Consider the following 20,377-nt stretch of genomic DNA (forward strand, 5'->3'; position numbering starts at 1 on the left):
CGATGATGCAGGTATGATACAAAGCATGTCCAGAGTGTCAAGATGCATTGATAATGGACCTATGGAAGCATTCTGGGGCATGTTAAAATCTGAAATGTATTACCTTAGAAGATTCAATTCATACTCCGAATTAGAAACTGCTATTGTTGATTATATAGAGTATTACAATAATCATAGGTATCAAAGGCGATTAAAGTGTATGACACCAATAGAGTACAGAAATTACTTGCAGAATAAAGTTGCATAGAATGAGTCTACGCCAACCATTGTTCAACGATTGGCGTAGAAAGATTTTTATTTTTACCACTGTCTACTTGACAGGGGCATGTTCAGCGTGTTTGAGGGATTTTGTTTTTCTGAAATCCTATCTCTTTGATAATTGATGTACGGAATCAATTTGTCTCAAATACACTATATATAGTAGTGGACATATACTTTAAGTACCCTTTATTGAAAATTTCAATTTTCTAACTTCTGACCCTGTGTAAATCGTGCGTAAATTAATTATATCTTTATTATCTGTACACCTTTTCATTTATCAAGTGATTTATCTGACTTTTCTGATTATGTTGCATAATTATTTGTTTTTCAAGTACCAATTTTAAGGATATCCAAAAAATCCTTCCTCAACCCGAAGCACATCACCCGGATGGATCAGAGCGAATCTGCTTTTGTTGCTCAAGCGTTCCTACTAGCTCATGGTGCAGCCCAGCTTGGGGTCAATGAGCCAGAAGCCTACATGGTGTCTCTGGAGCTCACCAGTTCTACAAAACGGCGCAATAATGCCGCAACCTCTGCCCGAGTGGCTTTACCCTGTGGATCAAAGAGATTACTATTTTTACCACTGATTACACCTGCCATTTGCATCTGCTTCACCGCATCCTTAGCGTAGGTGCTGATTTTGGCGCTGTCCGCAAAGGCATCTTCCCCATGAGCCTGTGTCAGCTTAATATCCATAATCTTGGCATAGTTCCTTATGATGACTGCCATCTGCTCACGGGTAATGCCTTGATCAGGGGCAAAGTTTCCATTGGCAGTTCCGTTTACGATATTGTTTTTGCTTGCCCATTCAATGTAACCCATATAGTAAGAATCGCTATTCACATCGCTGAAGCTACTCTTATTGTAGCTGCTCACATCGGCATCTGCCAGCCTTCCCAGCACCGTAACGAACATTCCTCTTGTCATGGCAGTGTTAGGGCTGAAGGTGGTGGCGGAAGTGCCGCTAAATAATCCGTTGCTTATCACAAACTCAATGTCTTCTTTTGCCCAGTGACTTGCAATGTCCGTAAATGCAGGTGCATCCTCTTTGTAGCCTACACCATAAGTGGAGAAGTGGTTGGTGCTGAAACGCAAAACCTTTTCCATACTGTCATAGACCGAGTTTACCAGCCAGTGTACTTTTCCATTGCTATCCACATAAACCGCCTGCACATTCTCGGCCATTTCATTTGGCCCCAGGGTGTAGGGGATGGTGACCAATACGTTGCCTGCACCAAAGCTCTGTACCTGTTGGTCACTACCGTAATTCACTTTGAGGTCGAATACCGGGCGTTCACCAATGGCGTTTTTCGCTTCCCCGGTCAGCTTGCTGCTGTCCCTGCGGGTGGCGGTAACATTCACATCAGACTTTGCTTGCTTGTTGATTTCCTGCACAGTAGCCAAATCCATGCCGATTCTGATGTCGGGGTTGTTCACCACTACAATTGTGTTGACTATTTTCTTCGCAATGATGGTGTCCTGCACAGTCTTTGGAAGATTAACCGTGACATTAGAGCCGGTCTTGCTACCGGTGTCCACACGGAGTACTACTGTGATGCCATTTTTCTCGTTTCCGTTTTTCTTGGCGTCTGCAAAAGCCTTATCAAAGGCATCGGTCACAGTTTTGTTAGTGATCTTTACTGTGATATTGTCCTTGCCGTCTGCTGTGCCGTGAACCTTAATTTCTCCCTGTGTGGGATCATTAGGCTTGTCGGCTGCAGGTGGGGTAACGATTACAGGGCTGCTGTCGTTTGAGGAGCTTGTATCACTGCTGCCAGAGTCGCCACTGGAACTTTCGGAACCACCAGAACCACCTGCCACGGTTAAAGTGCCTTTTGTATAGATAATGTTATAGCTTGCGGCATTTTCCACCACTCCACCCAAAGGGGTAATGTCAAAAATTCCTACAGTAGTTCCATTAGTAGTAGTAGAAATAGTAGGAGGTGCTATCACATTATCACCATTCACTAAGCCTATAGCTGTAAAAGTAAAGTTTGGTAATTCATTTCCTTGTATCATATTCTTGTCATCTGCTTTTAGAGTAAGTGCTTTTTTAGAAACAGTCACAATATAGCTTGCCGTAGCCTGTGCATGGGTATCTGTTTCCATAGCAGTAGCAGTGATGGTTGCACTTCCGTCACCTACAGAAACAATGGTCACCTCACCAGTGGAAGGATTGACAGTTGCTACGGCGTTATCATCACTAGCATAGGTTATTGTACCATTTATTTCATCTTGAGTTAAAGGGTTTACGAACTTTGCATCACCATAGATCTTTGTAATGGTCGTAGTTGCATAAGAAATCATCTGTGGAGTCTTAGCTGTATAGGTAATTGTCACAACAATATTATAATCCTTGTAATTAGTCGCATCTGTTACAGGAATGGTCATAGTGCCACTTTGTCCTGTTGTGCTTTTAGGTGCAGTATAGATTAATTTATTTCCTGAAATACTCATATCAGTCATCATAATTGTACCACCTGCAATGGGAGTGCCACATTTTGCACCTTCTGGAATGTCGGGAAGGGTTATGCTTGCTCCGATTTTTCCATCTACTAAAATATTTTCTGACAAAGTTGAATTACCTCTATAGTCAATTTTATTGATGGTATAATTACCCAAGGATAAATCTGTAGCTGCATTGTATTCTGTACTTTCAGCAATATCTACCCTAATTAAATAATTGCCTGCATTGGTAGGAACAGTGGTGATGCCATTATATTTAACAGTAATTGCACCCAAAGTCTTATCATGTGCTGCCATAACGGTCACAGGTTTTTCTGTGCTGTCGTAGTCTACAGCAGTTAAGTCAAAGACCAAATCAGCCGTAGCCGGTGTTTTCTTGATAACAGTAATAGCTTGAGTGGTTTTGATAGTTGTGCCATTTGCCGTTAGGGTAATTAAATTGTCACTTAGGGTGAGGTGCCCTGTTTTATCCACAGTGTAGTTAGTGAAATTCTCATCTATCGTGCCATCGTCATAGGATGCTTTTACTATCATACCAGTCTTATCAAAGATTTCTCCATAATAATACGCTGTTTTATTAGGTGGCCTAGTAATAATGATTTCTTGCAATGTTCTTGCCATGGTTTGAGGAAACACAATGGTTACAGTCATTATTTTATCAGAGCCTATGCTATTCATAACGCTGGTTGCTCCATCGTAAGAGAAAGCATTTTCAGCTACTCCCGAAAAGATGTAACCATCTTTTCCTGTCAGAGTTACAGTAGCAGTGTAAGCTCTACTTCCAATGAATATTGTTGGATTGTCACTCCATGCAATGGTTCCGGTATACTGATCATCAGTGATAGTTATGTCTGGTCTGCCGCCAGTTGCTGGAGCTGTAAGTTTGCTTGTTAAATCAAAGTTGGTGACAGTAGTGTCTGGAACTGGCTCAATTTTAAGGTATTTGTAGTTTGGAAGATTATCTGCATCATAGAAATCCGCATTGCTTCCATCCTTATTGGTGCCAGCTGTGGCAATACCCTTTATAAGGTTCAATGTACCTTTTAGAGCCTTTTCACCTGTGGCTATTACCATGCCTCCTTCGAAGTTTAGTACGCCAGATATTGCGTTATTGCTAACGTTCGCGTTTACCTCCCCGCCGGAGATGTTGATTGGATTATAATCAAAATTAGCAGATAGACCATTGTTTCCGGTTACCGTGATTTTACCTCCGGTAATATTGTAACTATTTGCTACCATTGCGTGAGCGGAACCTCCAGTGCTATTAGCACTCACATCTCCTCCAGAAATATTTATTTTACTTCCGTATATTCCAAGTGATGTATATATAGCATTACTGATACCGGTGATTGTTCCGCTTTTAATCGTGAGTTCACCATCACTGTAAATGCCATAACTGACAATTCCTTTACCGCTATTGGCAGATAGACTACCATTGCCAGTAATCTCCAATGCACCTCTGGCATAGATACCATAACTATGTTTAGTATCTGCATCTGGACAATTTATGGTGTTGTTCCCCGTTACGACTATTTTTAGGTCAGTGATGTCTGCATATATACCATATTGATGTTCTTCGTCATATAGTTTTCCAGATATATTCTTTTTTATTGTTTTTTCATATACTGCAGTGATTGTTGTACCATTTAAAGTAAGGGTTGATGTATCAGGGTCATAGGAGATATTTCCGCTAATGTCCGTACCGCTGATGTTATCTTTGTTAACGTCGGTCACCTGCACACCACCCACCCATATGTTGTACGTATCATCGCCCAAAGGACTGACCAGCCCTAACGCTACTGCGGTAGGCAGCAGTTCACCCACCGTCACCCTAATCTCCGGCAGAACACTGCTGACCGTATAGTCCTCAATCACTGGCCTAAAGACATACTCTCCCTTGGTGTCCATGTCATATTCCGGCTGGGAAGTCCATGTCACCGGAATCTCCACGATGTTTTCTTCCCATTCGGATTCAGTTGCTGTTGTGGCAGTCGCAGTTTCCAGGCTGCCGGAATCCTGCACGGAATCCTCTTGAAGAGTCACGGCTGTCCGTACCACGGCAGTCACTGTCTCGAGCAATTCTAAATCCTCAATGGATATACCAAGGGATACCGATTTTTCTGTTTCTATGATGGGTGCAAAGCTTATAATTTCTCCGCTCCCGCCTATGGTAGTATCAACTTCTACCCCCATTGCGGTCACTGGCAGCATGGTCACTACTATGCACAGCGAAAGAAGCATACTCAATAATCGTTTGTTCATAATGTTTACTCCTCCTTGAATAAAGTTGATTTTCCTTGTTTCATCAGTGCAACTCCACAATATAATCTCTTTGCCGAAAGCCTAACATCCTGGCAATCATAGACACTGGGAACATTCGAATTTCACGGTTCATCTTTGAAACACTATTGTTATAAATCAGACGGCTGGTGCGCACCATGTTTTCAAAGGTCTGTACTGCGTCCATGGTTTTGATATAGGTCTGATTTGCTTTTAACTCCGGGTATTGCTCCGTTACCATGGCAATCCTGCCCAGCGCATTGAAAATAATCTCTTCCTGACGCATTACTTCATCCGGTGTGGTTTTTGCCGTAATGACGTTTTTTCTTGATTTGATGGTTTCAATCAGTGTTTCGCTCTCAAGCTTGGCATATTCTTTTGTTAAATCCAAAAGAGCCATGATGACGTCAAAACATACTGATAGCTGCACTCCGATCTGACTCATGGCATTGCCGATATGCTCATCTAGCACAGCCAGTTTGCGTTGTGTAGAGATTGTCCATAGGACAATGACCGCAACAATTACTATGATTGTGATGAAAGTTGGCAGCATAATAAGGTCCTCCTTGTTTATTTTTTACCGGAGAGACAGACTAAGTCCAATTTAAGTTAAGGAACTTTGTAGCTTTCGCCTCCGAAATATACATAGCCGTTTGCATAGCCATAAGCACTGTTAAGAAGGTAAAAATTGTTCTTTTGAACATTATCAACCACAATCTTGCCATTGCAGTCAAAAACAGTCCAATATCCCACATATGCTTCGGTACCAAGATATTTTATTGTCTCACCATAGGGTACTTGGTGAAGAGCCAGAGTATATCCTCCACCTATAGGCATGGCGTCGGTGTATCCGTCCAGCTTTTTAATTAACTTACCCGAATAGTCGTATAACTCAGTGAATGACCACTCTCTTCCACCGCCTTTTGTGGGTACACCTTCCTTGTTCACTTCCGTGAAATAACAGTTCACTATAACGCCATCTTTCCATTGAAGACCGAACTGGTTTGACCAATAATATCTATCAGGGTTGGATGGAACGATAACCTTACCATTCTTATCCATTATGCCTCCCGGAGCGTGTTTAACCCACCCGTCAGCCGTCACACCTCCCTTTCCGAGGTACTGGAAGAAACACGTCAAGCCATCTTTATAACTTAATACACTGGCGTCATAAAGGTTCTCACCACCGTACTGATAAGGGATAACAAGTTTTCCCGTTGTGTCAATATAGCCAATCTTGTTAATAGAAAACCCATGCTCCCAACCTTGGAACTCGAGTACTGCCGCCCGATCATCTTGAAAAGAGTAGGCTTCATCAAATTGCAGTGGTATTACTTCTTTCCCTGTTTTGTCAATAAAGCCGTATTTGGGGTCAAATTTCAGTTTCTTGCCGCTTTTCATCACTACTACGGTGCTGTTTCCAACAGATTCAATAGAATATACGCCATCTCCATTCATAATGGCATTGACAACATCCTCACCATCTATTGCGACCCTCATCAAGCCATCATATGCAATATGTCCACTTGCAGCAGAGTCATATTTGAAGGGGGTGATGAGTTTGCCTGTGGTGTCAATATAAGCAGCTGCACCCTTAGCCTTATTGTAAACCCTAGCCATCCCTTGAGAAAATTTTTCTGCATGATCAAACTGTGCCTTAATTACCACTTTTCCACTTTGGTCCTTGTAGCCCATCAAACCATTTTCTTTGTAAGTAGTCCATTTTTCACCTGTAGGATCTGGAGTTATATTTGTGGGAATAAACCGAAATTCGGCATGATTAGGGGCATCTAACTTCTGATGTTTCCATATAATAATAGAAGTTCCGTCAGCATTTTTTTCACCAGATGCATTAACGACCAGTTTTAAAGCTTCAGGTGGTCGCAAACTGAAAATGTCTGACTTTTCTTTGTTAAAGTTAGTTGCTTCCCAATGGATAAGCCAAATATAAGGGCTATTTACCGCTTTTACTCTTGAACCGTCTTTTCTCTCACCCTCAAGCCCTAAATATCTGCCGTCTTTCATTTTTAAGGTATATTGGCTGCCGCCCTTGCTTTCCACATAAAAGGCTTCATTTTCAGAAAGCTTGCGTAGCTCTGCTTCCCCATCTACAGTCAAATTGAGGTAATTATTCATACAGCGGAGATGGTACCAACCCTCAATAATAGTATTATCTGTTGCCCACCCTATTGCAAACGCAGTTGTTGGCAGTAGTCCCATCACCATACAAAAACTGAGCAGGATGCTAATAAATCGTTTTTTCATAATCTTGTTCCTCCTTTAGAAATCTTGTTTCAAATAAAGATTTTGTTTTACATCTTCAATCTATCAAAATCTATCTCAAAAACCCGCTTTCTGCATGAAACATGATTTTTTTGACATGAATCATATATCGAATATTCGATTTTTATGATAAAATTATCATGGAGAGATAGAATAATAGAGAGATGGAGGAATTATTATGCTCCAGATTGCGGTCTGTGATGATAATATTGACGAACTATCCAATATGGTACAGCTTATAGACCTGTACCGAACATCAAAACATCTGAATTGTGAATCTGCTGTCTTTTCAAATGGATTTGAACTGGTTTCAGCCTTGGAAAAAGGAAAACGGTTTGATATATACTGTCTGGATATTATTATGCCGGGCTTTACGGGCATTAATCTGGCAAAGGAAATCCGTGGTTTTGACAAAACTGCTCCAATTTTATTCTTTACATCATCACCTGAATTTGCTTTAGAAAGCTATTCAGTGAAAGCCATCAACTATGTACTAAAGCCAATTTCAAAAGAAAAACTATTCTTCACCTTTGATGAAATACTGGAGCAGATCAAAGAGGAAAAAGATGAAGATATGATTATCGTAAAGAGTAATGAGGGCATTCAAAAAATACTTATCTTCAATTTGACTTTTATTGAGGTCATAGGCAGAAATGTGTTGTATCACCTGCGTTCCGGCAAAGTGATAGAATGTACGGAGCCTTTTTCCTCTGTCTGCGATACACTTCTAAAATATAAGTGTTTTATAAAACCCCATCGCTCCTATCTTGTGAATATGCAGTATGTAGATACCATCGAAAATCATCAGGTGACCTTACAGACCCTCTCCACTATACCCATTGCACAAGGCAAGGCGCGGGAGATAAAGCAGCAATATCTGCGTTATCAAATGGAGGAGGAATGATCATGATAGTAACAGTGATAGGACTCTTACGATTTGGAGTTTCTTTGGTCTTTGGTATAACGGTATCGGTTCTCTTTGCGAGAATAGAACCCACAAGGAAAAATAGGCTTGTTACTATCTTGCTCTGTGTAATTTTTCTTTTCGTTCAGACCACCAGTTGGTGGCTCTGGGGCTTGGATTTGACATCAAAGTTGTATCCACTGATTACTCATCTGCCGCTGATCGTGATATTCTATTTTTACTATAAGCGTCCGTTGCTCATATCCGCTGTCAGCATGCTTTCCGGTTATCTCTGCTGTCAGGCTCCGCGCTGGTTTGGTTTTCTTGCGGGTACCGCTTTGGGCAGCAGACTTGCAGACCACATTTTTTATATTGCATTTGTGTTTCTGGCCTATTATTTCTTGAAAAGATATGTGGCCGGATCTGTCCGGCAGTTGATGGAAAAGTTTATATTTCAGGCTACTACATAATCTCTTAATTAACTTATTTTCCGCTATTTATATCAGCTCATAGGAGTAGTTAAAGGGGTATGCTTGGCGGAGAGTATTTAGAGATTGGCAGGCTGACCAAAATTGTGTTCCCCAGCTTTGGTGTCCGGTTTCTCCCCATCCACGGTGTTACACCGGGGGTATACCATGGATGCTATAAAAAAATATATATTTTTATTCCTGAGTAAAATAGAGTTTGCGACACCTCAAAAAAATAAAGTCCCGAAACGCTGTGTTTTCGGGACTTTTGTAAACTTTGAAATTATCTCTTTGAGAATTGAGAAGCTCTTCTTGCTTTCTTTAAGCCGTATTTCTTTCTTTCTACCATTCTTGGGTCTCTTGTTAAGAAACCTGCTTTTTTAAGTATTGGTCTTAGTTCTTCGTCTGCTTTGATTAGAGCTCTTGATAAACCATGTCTAATTGCTCCTGCTTGACCAGTGAATCCTCCACCTTTTACAGTTGCTATTACGTCATATTTGTCTAATGAATCTGTAATTCTTAGAGGTTCTTTAACTAATACCTTTAATGTATCATAGTCAAAGTACTCTTCAAAATCTCTTTTATTTATAGTTATATTTCCTGTGCCAGGAACTAATCTCACTCTTGCTATTGATGTTTTTCTTCTACCAGTACCGTAGTATTGAACCTTCGCCATTTACAGTCTCCTCCCTTCCTGAAAACTATATTTCATAAACTTCAGGTTTTTGAGCTTGATGTTTATGTTCTGTACCTTTGTATACTTTTAATTTTTTAAACATACTTCTACCTAAGCTGTTTTTAGGTAACATGCCTTTAACTGCTAAGCTGATTATTCTTTCTGGGTTTTTTTCCATTAATCTGCTGTAAGGAACTTCTCTTAGTCCGCCTGGATATCCAGTATGATATCTGTATGCTTTTTGTTCTAGTTTCTTACCAGTTAATACTACCTTTTCTGCATTGACTACTATTACAAAATCTCCTGTATCAACATGTGGTGTGAAAATTGGTTTATGTTTACCTCTTAATATTTTTGCGATTTCTGAACTAAGTCTACCTAATGTTTTTCCTTCAGCGTCGATAATGTACCATTTTCTTTCAATTTCATTTGGTTTTGCAACAAAGCTTTTCATCTATTTCCCTCCTTAAAACCGATGAGTTAAACGTAATGTATATATAAAAATCCGGGGCAGTGGATTTTTTATTCTAACATACCTTTATATTTTAATACAACCTTCCAGGTGTGTCAAGATGTTTCCACTAATTTGTGTAAAAAATATCTATTAATAATATACTCTTTCTAAATATAATCCTTGAGGTGGTGCAGTATGTCCTGCCTTTTGTCTATCTTTAGACAATATAATCTGGGGTATAGCATCCCTATCTATTTTACCTATACCTATATCTACTAATGTTCCTAGGATAATTCTTACCATATTATATAAGAATCCATCCCCATTTATCTTTAGTTGTATAATTTCTTTATCTTTTTCTAAGGATATATTATGTATTGTCCTTATAGTGTCTTTTACTGAGCTTCCTGATGCCATGAAGGCTACAAAGTCATTAGTGCCAACAAAGTCATTTACTGCCTTTTTCATGTAGTCAAAATGAAGCTTTTGAGGTACATGGTAAGCATAATTCCGAAGTAATGGACTTGAGATTCTTCTGTTATAAATAATATATCTATATTCTTTTCCTTTAGCACTATATCTTGAATGAAATGATTCATCTACTTCTTCTGAATGGCTTATCACAATATCCTTTGGTAATACACTGTTAATGGCCTCTCTAAATCTTTCTGCTGGAATCTTTGAACCAGTAAAAAAGTTAGCTACTTGACCCTTGGCATGAACTCCTTTATCTGTTCTTCCTGAGCCATATATTTCAATTTTTTCTTTAGTTATTTTTGTGATAGAATCCTCTATGGTTTTTTGTATCGTTGTCTGATGTGGCTGTTTTTGCCAACCAGAATAATTTGTACCATCATATTCTATTATGAGCTTAATATTTCTCATGATTAGCCCTCTTTACCACCAAAATCTATATGTGATTATTATGGCAATAAACACTGTAGTTATACTTAATGCAACAAAGTCTATCTTTTTAAACCTTAATTCCTTCATTCTTGTTCTGTTTTCTCCACCTCTATAGCATCTTGCTTCCATAGCCATAGCAAGCTCATCTGCCCTCCTAAAGGCACTTACGAACAAGGGTACTAATAGTGGAACTAAGCTTTTGGCTCTATTCATTATGTTACCACTTTCAAAGTCTGCTCCTCTTGCCATTTGTGCTTTCATTATCTTATCTGTTTCTTCTAATAAGGTTGGAATGAACCTTAAGGCTATGGTCATCATCATGGCAAGCTCATGAGCTGGTACCCCAATTTTACTAAATGGCTTCAATAGCTTTTCTATACCATCAGTTAATGATATTGGGGAAGTTGTAAGGGTTAATAATGATGTACCCATAACAAGAAATATTAGTCTTAGAGCCATGAAAGTTGCTTGTACCAAACCTTCTTTTGTTATGTCTAATGGCCCTATTTCATATAGTATTTCTCCCTTTGTCATAAACAAATTTATTAGAAAAGTAATGGATATTATTAAGATTAATGGTTTGAGTCCCTTTATTACATAGCTTAAAGGAACCTTAGACAGCTTTATGGTAGTTAGTATAAAAGCTACTACAAATATATATGGATAAAAGCTATTAATAAAAAATAATGATATTATAAATGCAAAGACGCCTAATAGCTTTACCCTAGGATCTAATCTATGGATAACTGTTTCTCCTGGAAAATATTGACCTATCGTTATATTCTTAAGCATCTCTATTTCTCCTCAAATATTGTAATATCTCTTCCTTTGCCTCATCTACTGTTAGAACATCTTCTCTAATACCATGCCCTTTATTTTTAAAGGCTTTCATAAAATATGTTATCTGTGGTATACCAAGTCCAAGCTTTTCTAGCTCTTCTGCTCTTTTAAATACCTCTCTTGGCGTATCTGTAATAGCTATTTTCCCACTATGCATTACTACTATCCTATTGACTAGGCGTGCTATATCTTCCATGCTGTGAGATACTAGGATTATGGTCATTTTGTTTTTTTGATATAAGCTTTGAATCTGTCCTAATATATCATCTCTTCCCTTAGGGTCCAGACCTGCTGTTGGCTCATCTAATATCAATACCTGTGGCTTCATAGCTAGAACTCCTGCTATGGCTACCCTTCTTTTTTGTCCGCCACTAAGCTCAAAGGGTGATCTGTCATTAGTACCTTCAAAATCAAGTCCCACAAGCTCCATTGCTTCTCTAACCCTTGCATCTACTTCTTCCTGTGATAGCCCTAAATTTTGTGGCCCAAAGGCTATATCCTTATATACTGTTTCTTCAAATAGTTGATGCTCAGGATATTGAAATACAAGACCTACTTTTTGTCGTATTTCCTTTAAACTTGTACCTTTTACTGTGATATCTACTCCACCTACCTCTATACGACCAGATGTAGGCTTAAGTAGTCCGTTTAAATGCTGTATAAGGGTGGATTTCCCCGAGCCTGTATGACCTATTAGTCCTACAAATTCCCCTTCTTTTATCTCTAGATTTATGTTGTCTAAAGCCTTTGCTTCGAAGGGTGTATTTTGATTATATATGAATGTTAATCCATCAATTTTTATTGTCATAGCAATCCCACCAATTCCTCAACTGTTAATATATCCTTTGGAAGGTTTATTCCTTCTTTTATAAGCTCATGTACTAGCTCTGTTACTTGTGGCACATCTAAGCCTAAGCTCTTTATCTCTTCTACCTTACTAAATACTTCTTTAGGCGCGCCTTCTAATACTACTTGCCCTTCTTCCATTACTATTATTCTGTCTGCACCTACTGCTTCGTCCATATAGTGGGTTATATGAATTATAGTCTTTTTTTGCTCTTTGTTTAGCTTCTCTATAGTGTTCATTACTTCTTTTCTTCCCGAAGGATCTAGCATTGCAGTAGGTTCATCTAGTACAATACAGTCTGGATTCATAGCTAGTATGCCGGCTATTGCTATCCTTTGTTTTTGTCCACCAGATAAAAGATGTGGAGCATGTTTTTTATACTGACTCATTTCTACTATTTCTAATGCTTCATCTACTCTTCTTCTTATTTCACTAGGCTCTACACCTTGATTTTCAGGTCCAAAAGCTACATCTTCTTCAACAATAGTAGCTACTAGTTGATTATCTGGATTCTGAAAAACCATGCCTGCTGTTTGTCTTATATCCCACACTTTATTCATGTCAGTGGTATCCATACCATTTACATACACCTTTCCTTCAGTAGGTAATAAAAGTGCATTCATCAATTTAGCAAGGGTTGATTTTCCTGAACCATTGTGACCAAGTATTACTAAGAATTCTCCCTTTTTTATTTCAAGGCTTACATCCTTTAATGCGGCAAATTCTTTATCCTCATTTGTTGTATATTCTAAAGTTACATTTTCTATTTTTATCATTGTATCGCTCATTTATATCCTCTCCAAAGACAATTATATACCTATTTTAGTTTAACACATGGGCCTATTTTGTTCAACAAAACTCTACAGAGTATATGTCCTTTGTTAATGAAATAAGAAAAAAATTAGACAGAAAGTATTGAAAAAGGGACTAAGTTAATAATACCCAACTTAATCCCCCCAAACCTTTTATACTAATTCTAATATTACCATTTCGGCAGCATCGCCTCTACGTGGTCCTAGTTTAAGCATTCTTGTATAACCACCATTTCTGTCCGCATACTTTGGTGCTATATCATCAAATAAATTCTTAACTACTGTTTCATCATACACATATGCCAAAACTTGACGTCTAGCATGTAAATCTCCTCTTTTTGCTAGAGTTATCATTTTTTCTGCTATTCTTCTAGTTTCTTTGGCTCTTGTTTCAGTAGTTTCTATTTTGCCATTTCTAAGTAGGCTTGTAACAAGATTTCTAAGCATTGCTTTTCTGTGATCAGTAGGGCGTCCTAATTTTCTTAGCTTAGCCATCCTTATCCCTCCTTTAAGCTGGTATTACTCATCACTTTTTCTCAAACTCAATCCTAATTCTGCAAGTTTTTGTTGAACTTCTTCAAGGGATTTCTTTCCAAGGTTTCTAACCTTCATCATATCTTCTTCTGTCTTTTGTGTTAATTCTTCAACAGTATTGATACTTGCCCTTTTTAAGCAGTTATAAGACCTTACAGAAAGGTCTAGTTCTTCAATAGTCATTTCAAGAACCTTTTCTTTTTTATCTTCTTCTTTTTCAACCATTATTTCAACATCATTAACATGTTCAGTTAGTGTGATAAATAGGTTCAAATGTTCATTGAGTATCTTAGCACCTAATGAAGTGGCTTCATCAGGCTTTATTGTTCCATCTGTCCATACCTCAAGAGTTAATTTATCATAATCAGTAATTTGTCCTACCCTTGTATTTTCAACCTTAAAATTCACTTTTTTAACAGGAGTATAGATAGAGTCTATAGGAATAACACCTATTGGCTGGTTTTCCTGCTTATTTCTTTCAGCAGGAACATATCCCCTACCTCTTGTCATTTCAAGCTCCATGTATAGCTTAGCATCATTTTCAAGTGTAGCTATATGAAGATCTTTGTTTAATATTTCTACATCACTACCAGTTAGAATGTCGCCTGCTGTAATCTCTCCAGGCCCCTCAGCTTCTATCTTCAGCATTACAGGCTCTTCAGAGTGCATTATTGCAGCTACATTTTTAATGTTTAGAATAATTTCTGAAACATCTTCTAATACTCCCGGTATTGTAGAAAATTCATGTAGTATACCTTGAATTTTAATAGAAGATACTGCAGCACCTGGTAAAGATGACAGCAGGATTCTTCTAAGTGAATTTCCTAGAGTAGTTCCATATCCTCTTTCTAAAGGCTCAACAACAAATTTACCATAAGTGTTGTTTTCATTTAAGTCGACAATTTCTAATTTTGGTTTTTCTATTTCTATCATTTACATTGACCCTCCTCATAATCTTTATAGGCTATCCTGAGGGTAACTGATTCTAAAAATTATTATTTAGAATATAGCTCTACTATTAAGTGTTCTTGTATTGGTAGATCGATATCTTCTCTAGATGGCTCAGAAATGATTTTGCCTATCATGTTTTCTATATCCATTTGTAACCATGGTACTACGTTACCTTGGAATCCCTCTTGATGCTCTTTGAACCTTACTGATGATTTGCTTCCTTCTTTGACTTCTATAGTTTCTCCAACAGAAGTTAAATATGAAGGAATATCTACCTTCTTACCATTTATCTTAAAATGTCCATGAGTAACTAGTTGTCTCGCTTCTGCTCTTGAATCAGCTAAACCTAATCTAAATATAACATTGTCTAATCTTGACTCTAGTATTTTTAATAGGTTTTCACCTGTAATTCCTACTTTTTTATCTGCAGCTTCAAAATATTTTCTCATTTGACTTTCTGAAATTCCATAATATCTACGAACTTTTTGTTTTTCTCTTAATTGTACTCCATAGTTAGATAATTTTTTTCTACTTTGCCCGTGTTGCCCAGGAGCATAGTTTCTTCTAGCTACTGGACATTTATCAGTAAAACACTTATCTCCTTTTAAGTAAAGCTTTTGCCCTTCTCTACGGCAAAGTCTACAAACAGGACCTGTGTATCTAGCCATTCTCTGTGCACCTCCTACAATTTACTAGACTCTTCTACGTTTTGGTGGTCTACAACCGTTATGTGGTACTGGAGTTGTATCCTTAATCATGCTAACTTCAAGTCCAGTTGCTTGTAATGATCTTATTGCAGCCTCTCTACCAGCTCCTGGTCCTTTAACAAATACTTCTACAGTTTTAAGTCCATGTTCCATGGCTTTTTTAGCTGCTTCTTCTGCAGCCATTTGAGCAGCAAATGGAGTTGATTTTCTTGAACCTTTGAAGCCTAACTGACCAGCGCTTGCCCAAGATAATACATTTCCGTTAGCATCAGATAATGTTACTATAGTATTATTGAAAGTAGATCTTATATGAGCTTGACCTCTTTCAATATTTTTACGTTCTCTTCTTTTTACACGTGTTTTTACACCTTTTTTAGCTGCCAATCAAAGTCCCTCCTTTACTATTACTTTTTACCTTTTTTTGCTGCAAGTTTCTTAGGACCTTTTCTAGTTCTAGCATTATTCTTAGTGTTTTGTCCTCTTACTGGAAGACCTCTTCTATGTCTTAATCCTCTATAGCATCCAATTTCTCTTAATCTTTTAATATTAAGTGAAACTTCTCTTCTAAGGTCCCCTTCAACCATATATGTGTCTATTATTGTTCTTAATTCATTTACTTCTGATTCAGTTAAATCTCTTACTCTAGTATCTGGATTTACACCGGCTTTTGCTAGTATTTCATTTGATCTAGCTCTTCCGATTCCAAATATATAAGTCAATCCAACTTCTACTCTCTTATCTCTTGGTAAGTCAACACCGGCAATTCTAGCCATTAAAGTTTACACCTCCTAAAACTGTGCTTTCCAATAAAGCAACTATCTGCCTTACTATTTGCCTTTAAAATATAACTATCCTTTATTTTAAGCAGCCGCAATGATAACTTGTATCAACTAAAATAATTTTATACTAAAAAATAAGCATTATCAATATAATAGTTTATTTATCTAATTAACCTTGTTTTTGCTTATGTCTTGGATTCTCGCAGATCACCATTACTTTACCTTTTCTTCTGATGATTTGGCATTTTTCACAAATCTTTTTAACTGATGGTCTTACTTTCATTGTAAACCCTCCTTGCTACTTATTGCGCCACGTGATTCTACCTCTTGTTAAGTCATAAGGTGACAATTCTATTGTAACCTTATCTCCTGGAAGAATTCTTATGAAATTCATTCTAAGCTTTCCAGATATATGAGCTAGTATCTCATGACCATTCTCTAATTTAACCTTAAACATGGCGTTTGGTAGAGCTTCAGCTACGGTCCCTTCTACCTCAATAACATCCTTTTTAGACATTGGGTAATCGAACCTCCTGTTCCATAGGTATTATATCTCTTTATTAAATGGATCTAAAGCCTTTCTAATAAATGCATTGTTGACTTTCTGACCATTTGTAAGTCTCTCTTTAAGTTCTTCAATAATAGTTTTATAGACTATTAGATGTTTAATCTTTTTCTTTTTTGGATTGTCTAATCTTCTATAATCACCATCTACAATTAGTACATACTCATCATCTACTATATTTAGTACTGTAAATACCTTGCCTTTATCTCTTCCTGCTTTAGATCTAACCACCTGTCCTAAGTGTATATCACTAGTGGTTTCCATGTAATTCACCTCTTTGATGGATTATAACTTCGTTAAGATTAATGGCTCATCATTTGTTATGGCTATTGTATGCTCATAATGTGCAGACTTTTGGCCATCTATCGTAACTACTGTCCAGTTGTCGCTTAGTATTCTTACATGGTATGTGCCCATATTAACCATTGGTTCAATGGCTAGCACCATACCTGCTCTAAGACGTGGTCCTTTCCCCGGCAGTCCAAAGTTTGGTATCTGGGGCTCCTCATGCATTTTCTGACCAATTCCATGGCCAACAAAGTCTCTAACTACGGAAAAACCATTGATTTCTACATATTTTTGTATAGCATGTGAGATATCGGACAATCTATTACCTTCTTTGGCAAATTTCAAGCCTTCATAAAATGATTGTCTGGTCACTTCTATTAGTTCCAAGTCCTTGTCTGAAACATTGCCTACAGGATACGTCTTGGCTCCATCACCATAATATCCATCAACTATAGTTCCGATATCTATACTTATAATATCGCCATCTTTTAACTTGTTTAATCCAGGAATTCCATGAACTACTACTTCATTTATAGAAGCACAAATACTTCCTGGAAAACCATTATAACCCTTAAAAGCAGGTATTGCACCGTGACTCCTAATAAATTCTTCTGCTGCTTCATCTAATTCTTTAGTGGTCACTCCTGGCTTTATCATGTCTTTGAGAAAGGCATGTGTCTGTGCAACAAGCCTTCCTGCATCTGACATCTTTTCAATTTCTCTATCACTTTTCAAAATAATCATTATTATTCTCTCCCTAATGCTGTTACTATGTCTTGGAATACCTTGTCTATGTCTTGTTTTCCATCTATGTTAATTAGTATCCCTTTTTCTTCATAGTAATTTATTAAAGGCTTTGTCTGTTCTAGGTATACTTCTATTCTCTTTGATACTGTTTCTTCAGTATCATCTTTTCTCTGATGAAGTTCTCCACCACAAACATCACACTTACCTTCAGCCTTAGGTAGATTAAACTTAATATGATAAGTTGCACCACAATCCTTACAAACTCTTCTGCCTACTGCTCTATCAATAAGCTCTTCCTTACTAACATCAATATTAATTACTTTATCTAATTCATATTTCAAGCTATTTAGTTCGGTATCTAAAGAGTCTGCTTGCATTACTGTTCTTGGAAAACCATCTAACAAGAATCCTTGGATGCAATCTTCTTCTGTTAGTCTATCTTTAACAATGGCTACCACTAACTCATCGGGTACTAATAGACCTTTATCCATATATTCTTTTGCTTTATTGCCTAGTTCTGTACCCTCTTTTATGTTTTTTCTTAATATATCTCCAGTTGATATATGTGGTATGTTGTATTTCTTAACTATACTAACCGCCTGAGTTCCTTTTCCTGCTCCAGGTGGTCCTAGTAGAATAAGTCTCAATCACATCATCTCCAAAGAGTGTTATTTAAAACTTCTTATTTTAAAAATCCTTTATAGTGTCTCATCATCATTTGAGCTTCTATTTGCTTCATAGTCTCTAAAGCAACACCGACAACTATAAGTAGTCCAGTACCACCAAAGTGAATATTTAACTTAACAAAAGCTTCTATTACTACTGGAAGTGTAGCTATGATAGCTAGCGCTATTGCTCCAGCAAATGTAACCCTTGATATTACCTTGCTTAAATAATCTGAAGTAGGTTTCCCAGGTCTTATTCCTGGCACAAATCCACCATATTGTTTTAAATTATTTGCATATTCAACAGGATTAAACTGTACTGCTGTATAGAAATATGTGAAAAACACTATCAATAATACGTTTAATATTGAATATACCCATGCACCAACACTGCCTCCCATTGTTAAGTATTTAGTAACAAATGCAGCAGCTTTTCCATTTGGGTTTAAAAACATAGTAAGAATTTGTGGGAATTGTAGCAATGATGTGGAAAAGATTACAGGAATAACTCCTGCCATTAATACCTTTATAGGTATATGTGTACTTTGTCCGCCATACATTTTTCTTCCTACAACTCTTTTAGCATACTGAACAGGAATTTTTCTTGTACCTTCTTGTATAGCTATAACTCCAACTATTATAACTAGAGCAGCTATTAAGAATCCAACTATCTTTAATACATTTACCTGTCCTGCCTTTACTAATTGGAACATTTTTATCAATCCACTTGGTGCTCTTGAAACGATACCTATGAATATTATAAGTGAAATACCATTTCCGATTCCTCTATCAGTAATTAGTTCTCCTAACCACATTAAAAATGCAGTTCCAGCTGTCAATACTAATACTACTACTGCAACTGGTAGAAAGTCTCTGCTGATAAGAGCACTATTGAAAAATCCTACACTGATACCTATTGCTTGAATTAAAGCAAGTACTATTGTACCGTATCTAGTATATTGAGCTATCTTCTTTCTTCCTTCTTCGCCTTCTTTAGCCAACGCTTCTAAGCTTGGGATGGCAATGGTTAACAATTGTATTATAATTGAAGCAGTAACATATGGGTAAATGTTAAGCGCAAAGATTGTAAAGTCCTTAAAAGCTCCCCCTGCCATTAAGTTTAGAAAATCTAGCATCCCACCTGAACTAGAAGTGAATATTGATTCTATTACTGTTCTGTCTATTCCAGGAACTGGAATACTAGAGCCTAATCTAAACACTACAAGCATGGCAAATGTGAACAAGATTTTTTTTCTTAAATCTGGAATTTTCCATGCATTTCTAAGAGTTGATAGCAATTTAGATCACCTCTACCTTTCCCCCATTAGCCTCTATTTTTTCAGCAGCTGTTTTGCTGAACTTATTGGCTTTAACAGTTAATTTTTTGCTTAATTCCCCGTCACCAAGTATCTTAACTCCATCTTCAAGTTTCTTAATTATACCAGATTGAATTAATAGTTCTGGTGTAACTTCTGTATTATCATCAAATCTATTTAAATCTTCAAGGTTCACTATTGCATATTTTGTAGCAAATATGTTTGTAAAACCTCTCTTAGGAAGTCTTCTGTATAAAGGCATTTGTCCACCTTCAAATCCTGGTCTTACTCCTCCGCCTGAACGTGATTTTTGTCCTTTTTGTCCTCTTCCAGCAGTTTTACCCCATCCTGAACCTGTACCTCTACCTAATCTTTTGGTTTTTTTGCTGCCGCCACCTTTATTTGGTCTTAATTCATGTAATTTCATGGTTGCACCTCCTCTTACTAAGTTCTACTCAATAACTTCAACCATATAGTTAACTTTTTCTATCATGCCTCTAATTTGAGGAGTATCTTCTTTCTCAACTATTTGGCCTATTTTCTTTAGTCCAAGGGCTTCAATAGTTCTTTTATGTGATTCTATTCTGCCTATTGTGCTTTTAACAAGCTTTATTTTAATTTTAGCCAAG

General features: G+C 37.4%; 25 protein-coding genes. 3 read left to right on the forward strand and 22 right to left on the reverse strand.

What is annotated here, in order from left to right; genetic code table 11:
* On the forward strand, positions 1-247 hold a 247-nt coding region (locus tag BLV37_RS12630), incomplete at its 5' end, for an IS3 family transposase (RefSeq protein ID WP_143031525.1).
* A gap of 488 nt (positions 248-735) precedes the next feature.
* Here the strand turns inward: BLV37_RS12630 and BLV37_RS12635 are convergent.
* From BLV37_RS12635 to BLV37_RS12645, 3 genes are read right to left on the reverse strand one after another with little or no spacing between them, the layout of a single operon-like run.
* Positions 736-4,989 carry an S-layer homology domain-containing protein gene (locus tag BLV37_RS12635; RefSeq protein WP_091732148.1) on the reverse strand — a complete coding sequence of 1,418 codons (4,254 nt, stop codon included), beginning with the start codon at positions 4,987-4,989 and terminating at the stop codon, positions 736-738.
* Positions 4,990-5,032: 43 nt separating this feature from the next.
* Entirely contained in the window at positions 5,033-5,560 is a 528-nt protein-coding gene (locus BLV37_RS12640; RefSeq protein ID WP_091732150.1) for a LemA family protein, read from the reverse strand.
* 56 nt (positions 5,561-5,616) lie between these two features.
* On the reverse strand, positions 5,617-7,272 hold the full coding sequence (locus tag BLV37_RS12645) for a WG repeat-containing protein (RefSeq protein WP_244270542.1): 1,656 nt from the start codon (positions 7,270-7,272) through the stop codon (positions 5,617-5,619).
* A 196-nt stretch (positions 7,273-7,468) separates the two neighbouring features.
* Here BLV37_RS12645 and BLV37_RS12650 point away from each other — a divergent pair, with 196 nt between their 5' ends.
* Positions 7,469-8,194: a LytR/AlgR family response regulator transcription factor gene (locus BLV37_RS12650; RefSeq protein ID WP_091732153.1), complete on the forward strand. Its 726-nt coding sequence runs from the start codon at positions 7,469-7,471 to the stop codon at positions 8,192-8,194.
* A 2-nt stretch (positions 8,195-8,196) separates the two neighbouring features.
* Positions 8,197-8,664, forward strand: coding sequence for a histidine kinase (locus BLV37_RS12655; RefSeq protein ID WP_244270543.1), 468 nt, complete (start codon positions 8,197-8,199; stop codon positions 8,662-8,664).
* Between the two features lie 280 nt (positions 8,665-8,944).
* Here the strand turns inward: BLV37_RS12655 and rpsI are convergent, their stop codons facing one another.
* From rpsI to rpmD, 19 genes are all read right to left on the reverse strand, one after another.
* On the reverse strand, positions 8,945-9,337 hold the full coding sequence (gene rpsI, locus BLV37_RS12660; protein ID WP_091732154.1) for a 30S ribosomal protein S9: 393 nt from the start codon (positions 9,335-9,337) through the stop codon (positions 8,945-8,947).
* A 25-nt stretch (positions 9,338-9,362) separates the two neighbouring features.
* Complete coding sequence (gene rplM / locus BLV37_RS12665) at positions 9,363-9,791, reverse strand: 50S ribosomal protein L13 (RefSeq protein ID WP_091732156.1); 429 nt, start codon at positions 9,789-9,791, stop codon at positions 9,363-9,365.
* A 150-nt stretch (positions 9,792-9,941) separates the two neighbouring features.
* Positions 9,942-10,676 carry a tRNA pseudouridine(38-40) synthase TruA gene (gene truA / locus BLV37_RS12670; protein ID WP_091732159.1) on the reverse strand — a complete coding sequence of 245 codons (735 nt, stop codon included), beginning with the start codon at positions 10,674-10,676 and terminating at the stop codon, positions 9,942-9,944.
* Positions 10,677-10,688: 12 nt separating this feature from the next.
* The gene (locus BLV37_RS12675) at positions 10,689-11,489 is read right to left on the reverse strand and encodes an energy-coupling factor transporter transmembrane component T family protein (protein ID WP_091732161.1); all 801 of its coding nucleotides are present in this window, start codon (positions 11,487-11,489) and stop codon (positions 10,689-10,691) included.
* Positions 11,482-12,345, reverse strand: a complete 864-nt coding sequence (locus BLV37_RS12680) for an energy-coupling factor transporter ATPase (RefSeq protein WP_091732164.1) — start codon at positions 12,343-12,345, stop codon at positions 11,482-11,484. The genes BLV37_RS12675 and BLV37_RS12680 overlap by 8 nt, the downstream gene beginning before the upstream one ends.
* On the reverse strand, positions 12,342-13,172 hold the full coding sequence (locus tag BLV37_RS12685) for an energy-coupling factor transporter ATPase (protein WP_091732166.1): 831 nt from the start codon (positions 13,170-13,172) through the stop codon (positions 12,342-12,344). Before BLV37_RS12685 ends, BLV37_RS12680 begins: the two co-directional genes overlap by 4 nt.
* Before the next feature lie 177 nt (positions 13,173-13,349).
* Positions 13,350-13,691, reverse strand: a complete 342-nt coding sequence (gene rplQ, locus BLV37_RS12690) for a 50S ribosomal protein L17 (RefSeq protein ID WP_091732169.1) — start codon at positions 13,689-13,691, stop codon at positions 13,350-13,352.
* 24 nt (positions 13,692-13,715) lie between these two features.
* Positions 13,716-14,663, reverse strand: coding sequence for a DNA-directed RNA polymerase subunit alpha (locus BLV37_RS12695; protein ID WP_091732171.1), 948 nt, complete (start codon positions 14,661-14,663; stop codon positions 13,716-13,718).
* 62 nt (positions 14,664-14,725) lie between these two features.
* On the reverse strand, positions 14,726-15,349 hold the full coding sequence (gene rpsD, locus BLV37_RS12700; RefSeq protein WP_091732174.1) for a 30S ribosomal protein S4: 624 nt from the start codon (positions 15,347-15,349) through the stop codon (positions 14,726-14,728).
* Between the two features lie 24 nt (positions 15,350-15,373).
* Positions 15,374-15,772: a 30S ribosomal protein S11 gene (gene rpsK, locus BLV37_RS12705; protein ID WP_091732175.1), complete on the reverse strand. Its 399-nt coding sequence runs from the start codon at positions 15,770-15,772 to the stop codon at positions 15,374-15,376.
* A 20-nt stretch (positions 15,773-15,792) separates the two neighbouring features.
* Positions 15,793-16,161, reverse strand: coding sequence for a 30S ribosomal protein S13 (gene rpsM, locus BLV37_RS12710; RefSeq protein WP_091732178.1), 369 nt, complete (start codon positions 16,159-16,161; stop codon positions 15,793-15,795).
* A 175-nt stretch (positions 16,162-16,336) separates the two neighbouring features.
* Complete coding sequence (gene rpmJ / locus BLV37_RS12715) at positions 16,337-16,450, reverse strand: 50S ribosomal protein L36 (protein ID WP_041701799.1); 114 nt, start codon at positions 16,448-16,450, stop codon at positions 16,337-16,339.
* 15 nt (positions 16,451-16,465) lie between these two features.
* Positions 16,466-16,684, reverse strand: a complete 219-nt coding sequence (gene infA / locus BLV37_RS12720; protein WP_091732180.1) for a translation initiation factor IF-1 — start codon at positions 16,682-16,684, stop codon at positions 16,466-16,468.
* A 30-nt stretch (positions 16,685-16,714) separates the two neighbouring features.
* Positions 16,715-16,996 carry a KOW domain-containing RNA-binding protein gene (locus tag BLV37_RS12725; RefSeq protein WP_091732183.1) on the reverse strand — a complete coding sequence of 94 codons (282 nt, stop codon included), beginning with the start codon at positions 16,994-16,996 and terminating at the stop codon, positions 16,715-16,717.
* Positions 16,997-17,017: 21 nt separating this feature from the next.
* A complete protein-coding gene (gene map / locus BLV37_RS12730) occupies positions 17,018-17,764 on the reverse strand; it encodes a type I methionyl aminopeptidase (protein WP_091732186.1) in 747 nt (248 codons plus the stop codon).
* A gap of 2 nt (positions 17,765-17,766) precedes the next feature.
* Positions 17,767-18,414, reverse strand: a complete 648-nt coding sequence (locus BLV37_RS12735) for an adenylate kinase (RefSeq protein ID WP_091732189.1) — start codon at positions 18,412-18,414, stop codon at positions 17,767-17,769.
* Positions 18,415-18,449: 35 nt separating this feature from the next.
* A complete protein-coding gene (gene secY, locus BLV37_RS12740) occupies positions 18,450-19,730 on the reverse strand; it encodes a preprotein translocase subunit SecY (protein ID WP_091732192.1) in 1,281 nt (426 codons plus the stop codon).
* Position 19,731: 1 nt separating this feature from the next.
* Positions 19,732-20,175, reverse strand: coding sequence for a 50S ribosomal protein L15 (gene rplO, locus BLV37_RS12745; RefSeq protein WP_091732194.1), 444 nt, complete (start codon positions 20,173-20,175; stop codon positions 19,732-19,734).
* A gap of 24 nt (positions 20,176-20,199) precedes the next feature.
* Positions 20,200-20,376 carry a 50S ribosomal protein L30 gene (gene rpmD, locus BLV37_RS12750; RefSeq protein ID WP_091732197.1) on the reverse strand — a complete coding sequence of 59 codons (177 nt, stop codon included), beginning with the start codon at positions 20,374-20,376 and terminating at the stop codon, positions 20,200-20,202.
* Between the last annotated feature and the right edge of the window lies 1 nt (position 20,377).

The organism is Proteiniborus ethanoligenes, from assembly GCF_900107485.1.
Taxonomy (GTDB): Bacteria; Bacillota; Clostridia; order Tissierellales; family Proteiniboraceae; genus Proteiniborus; species Proteiniborus ethanoligenes.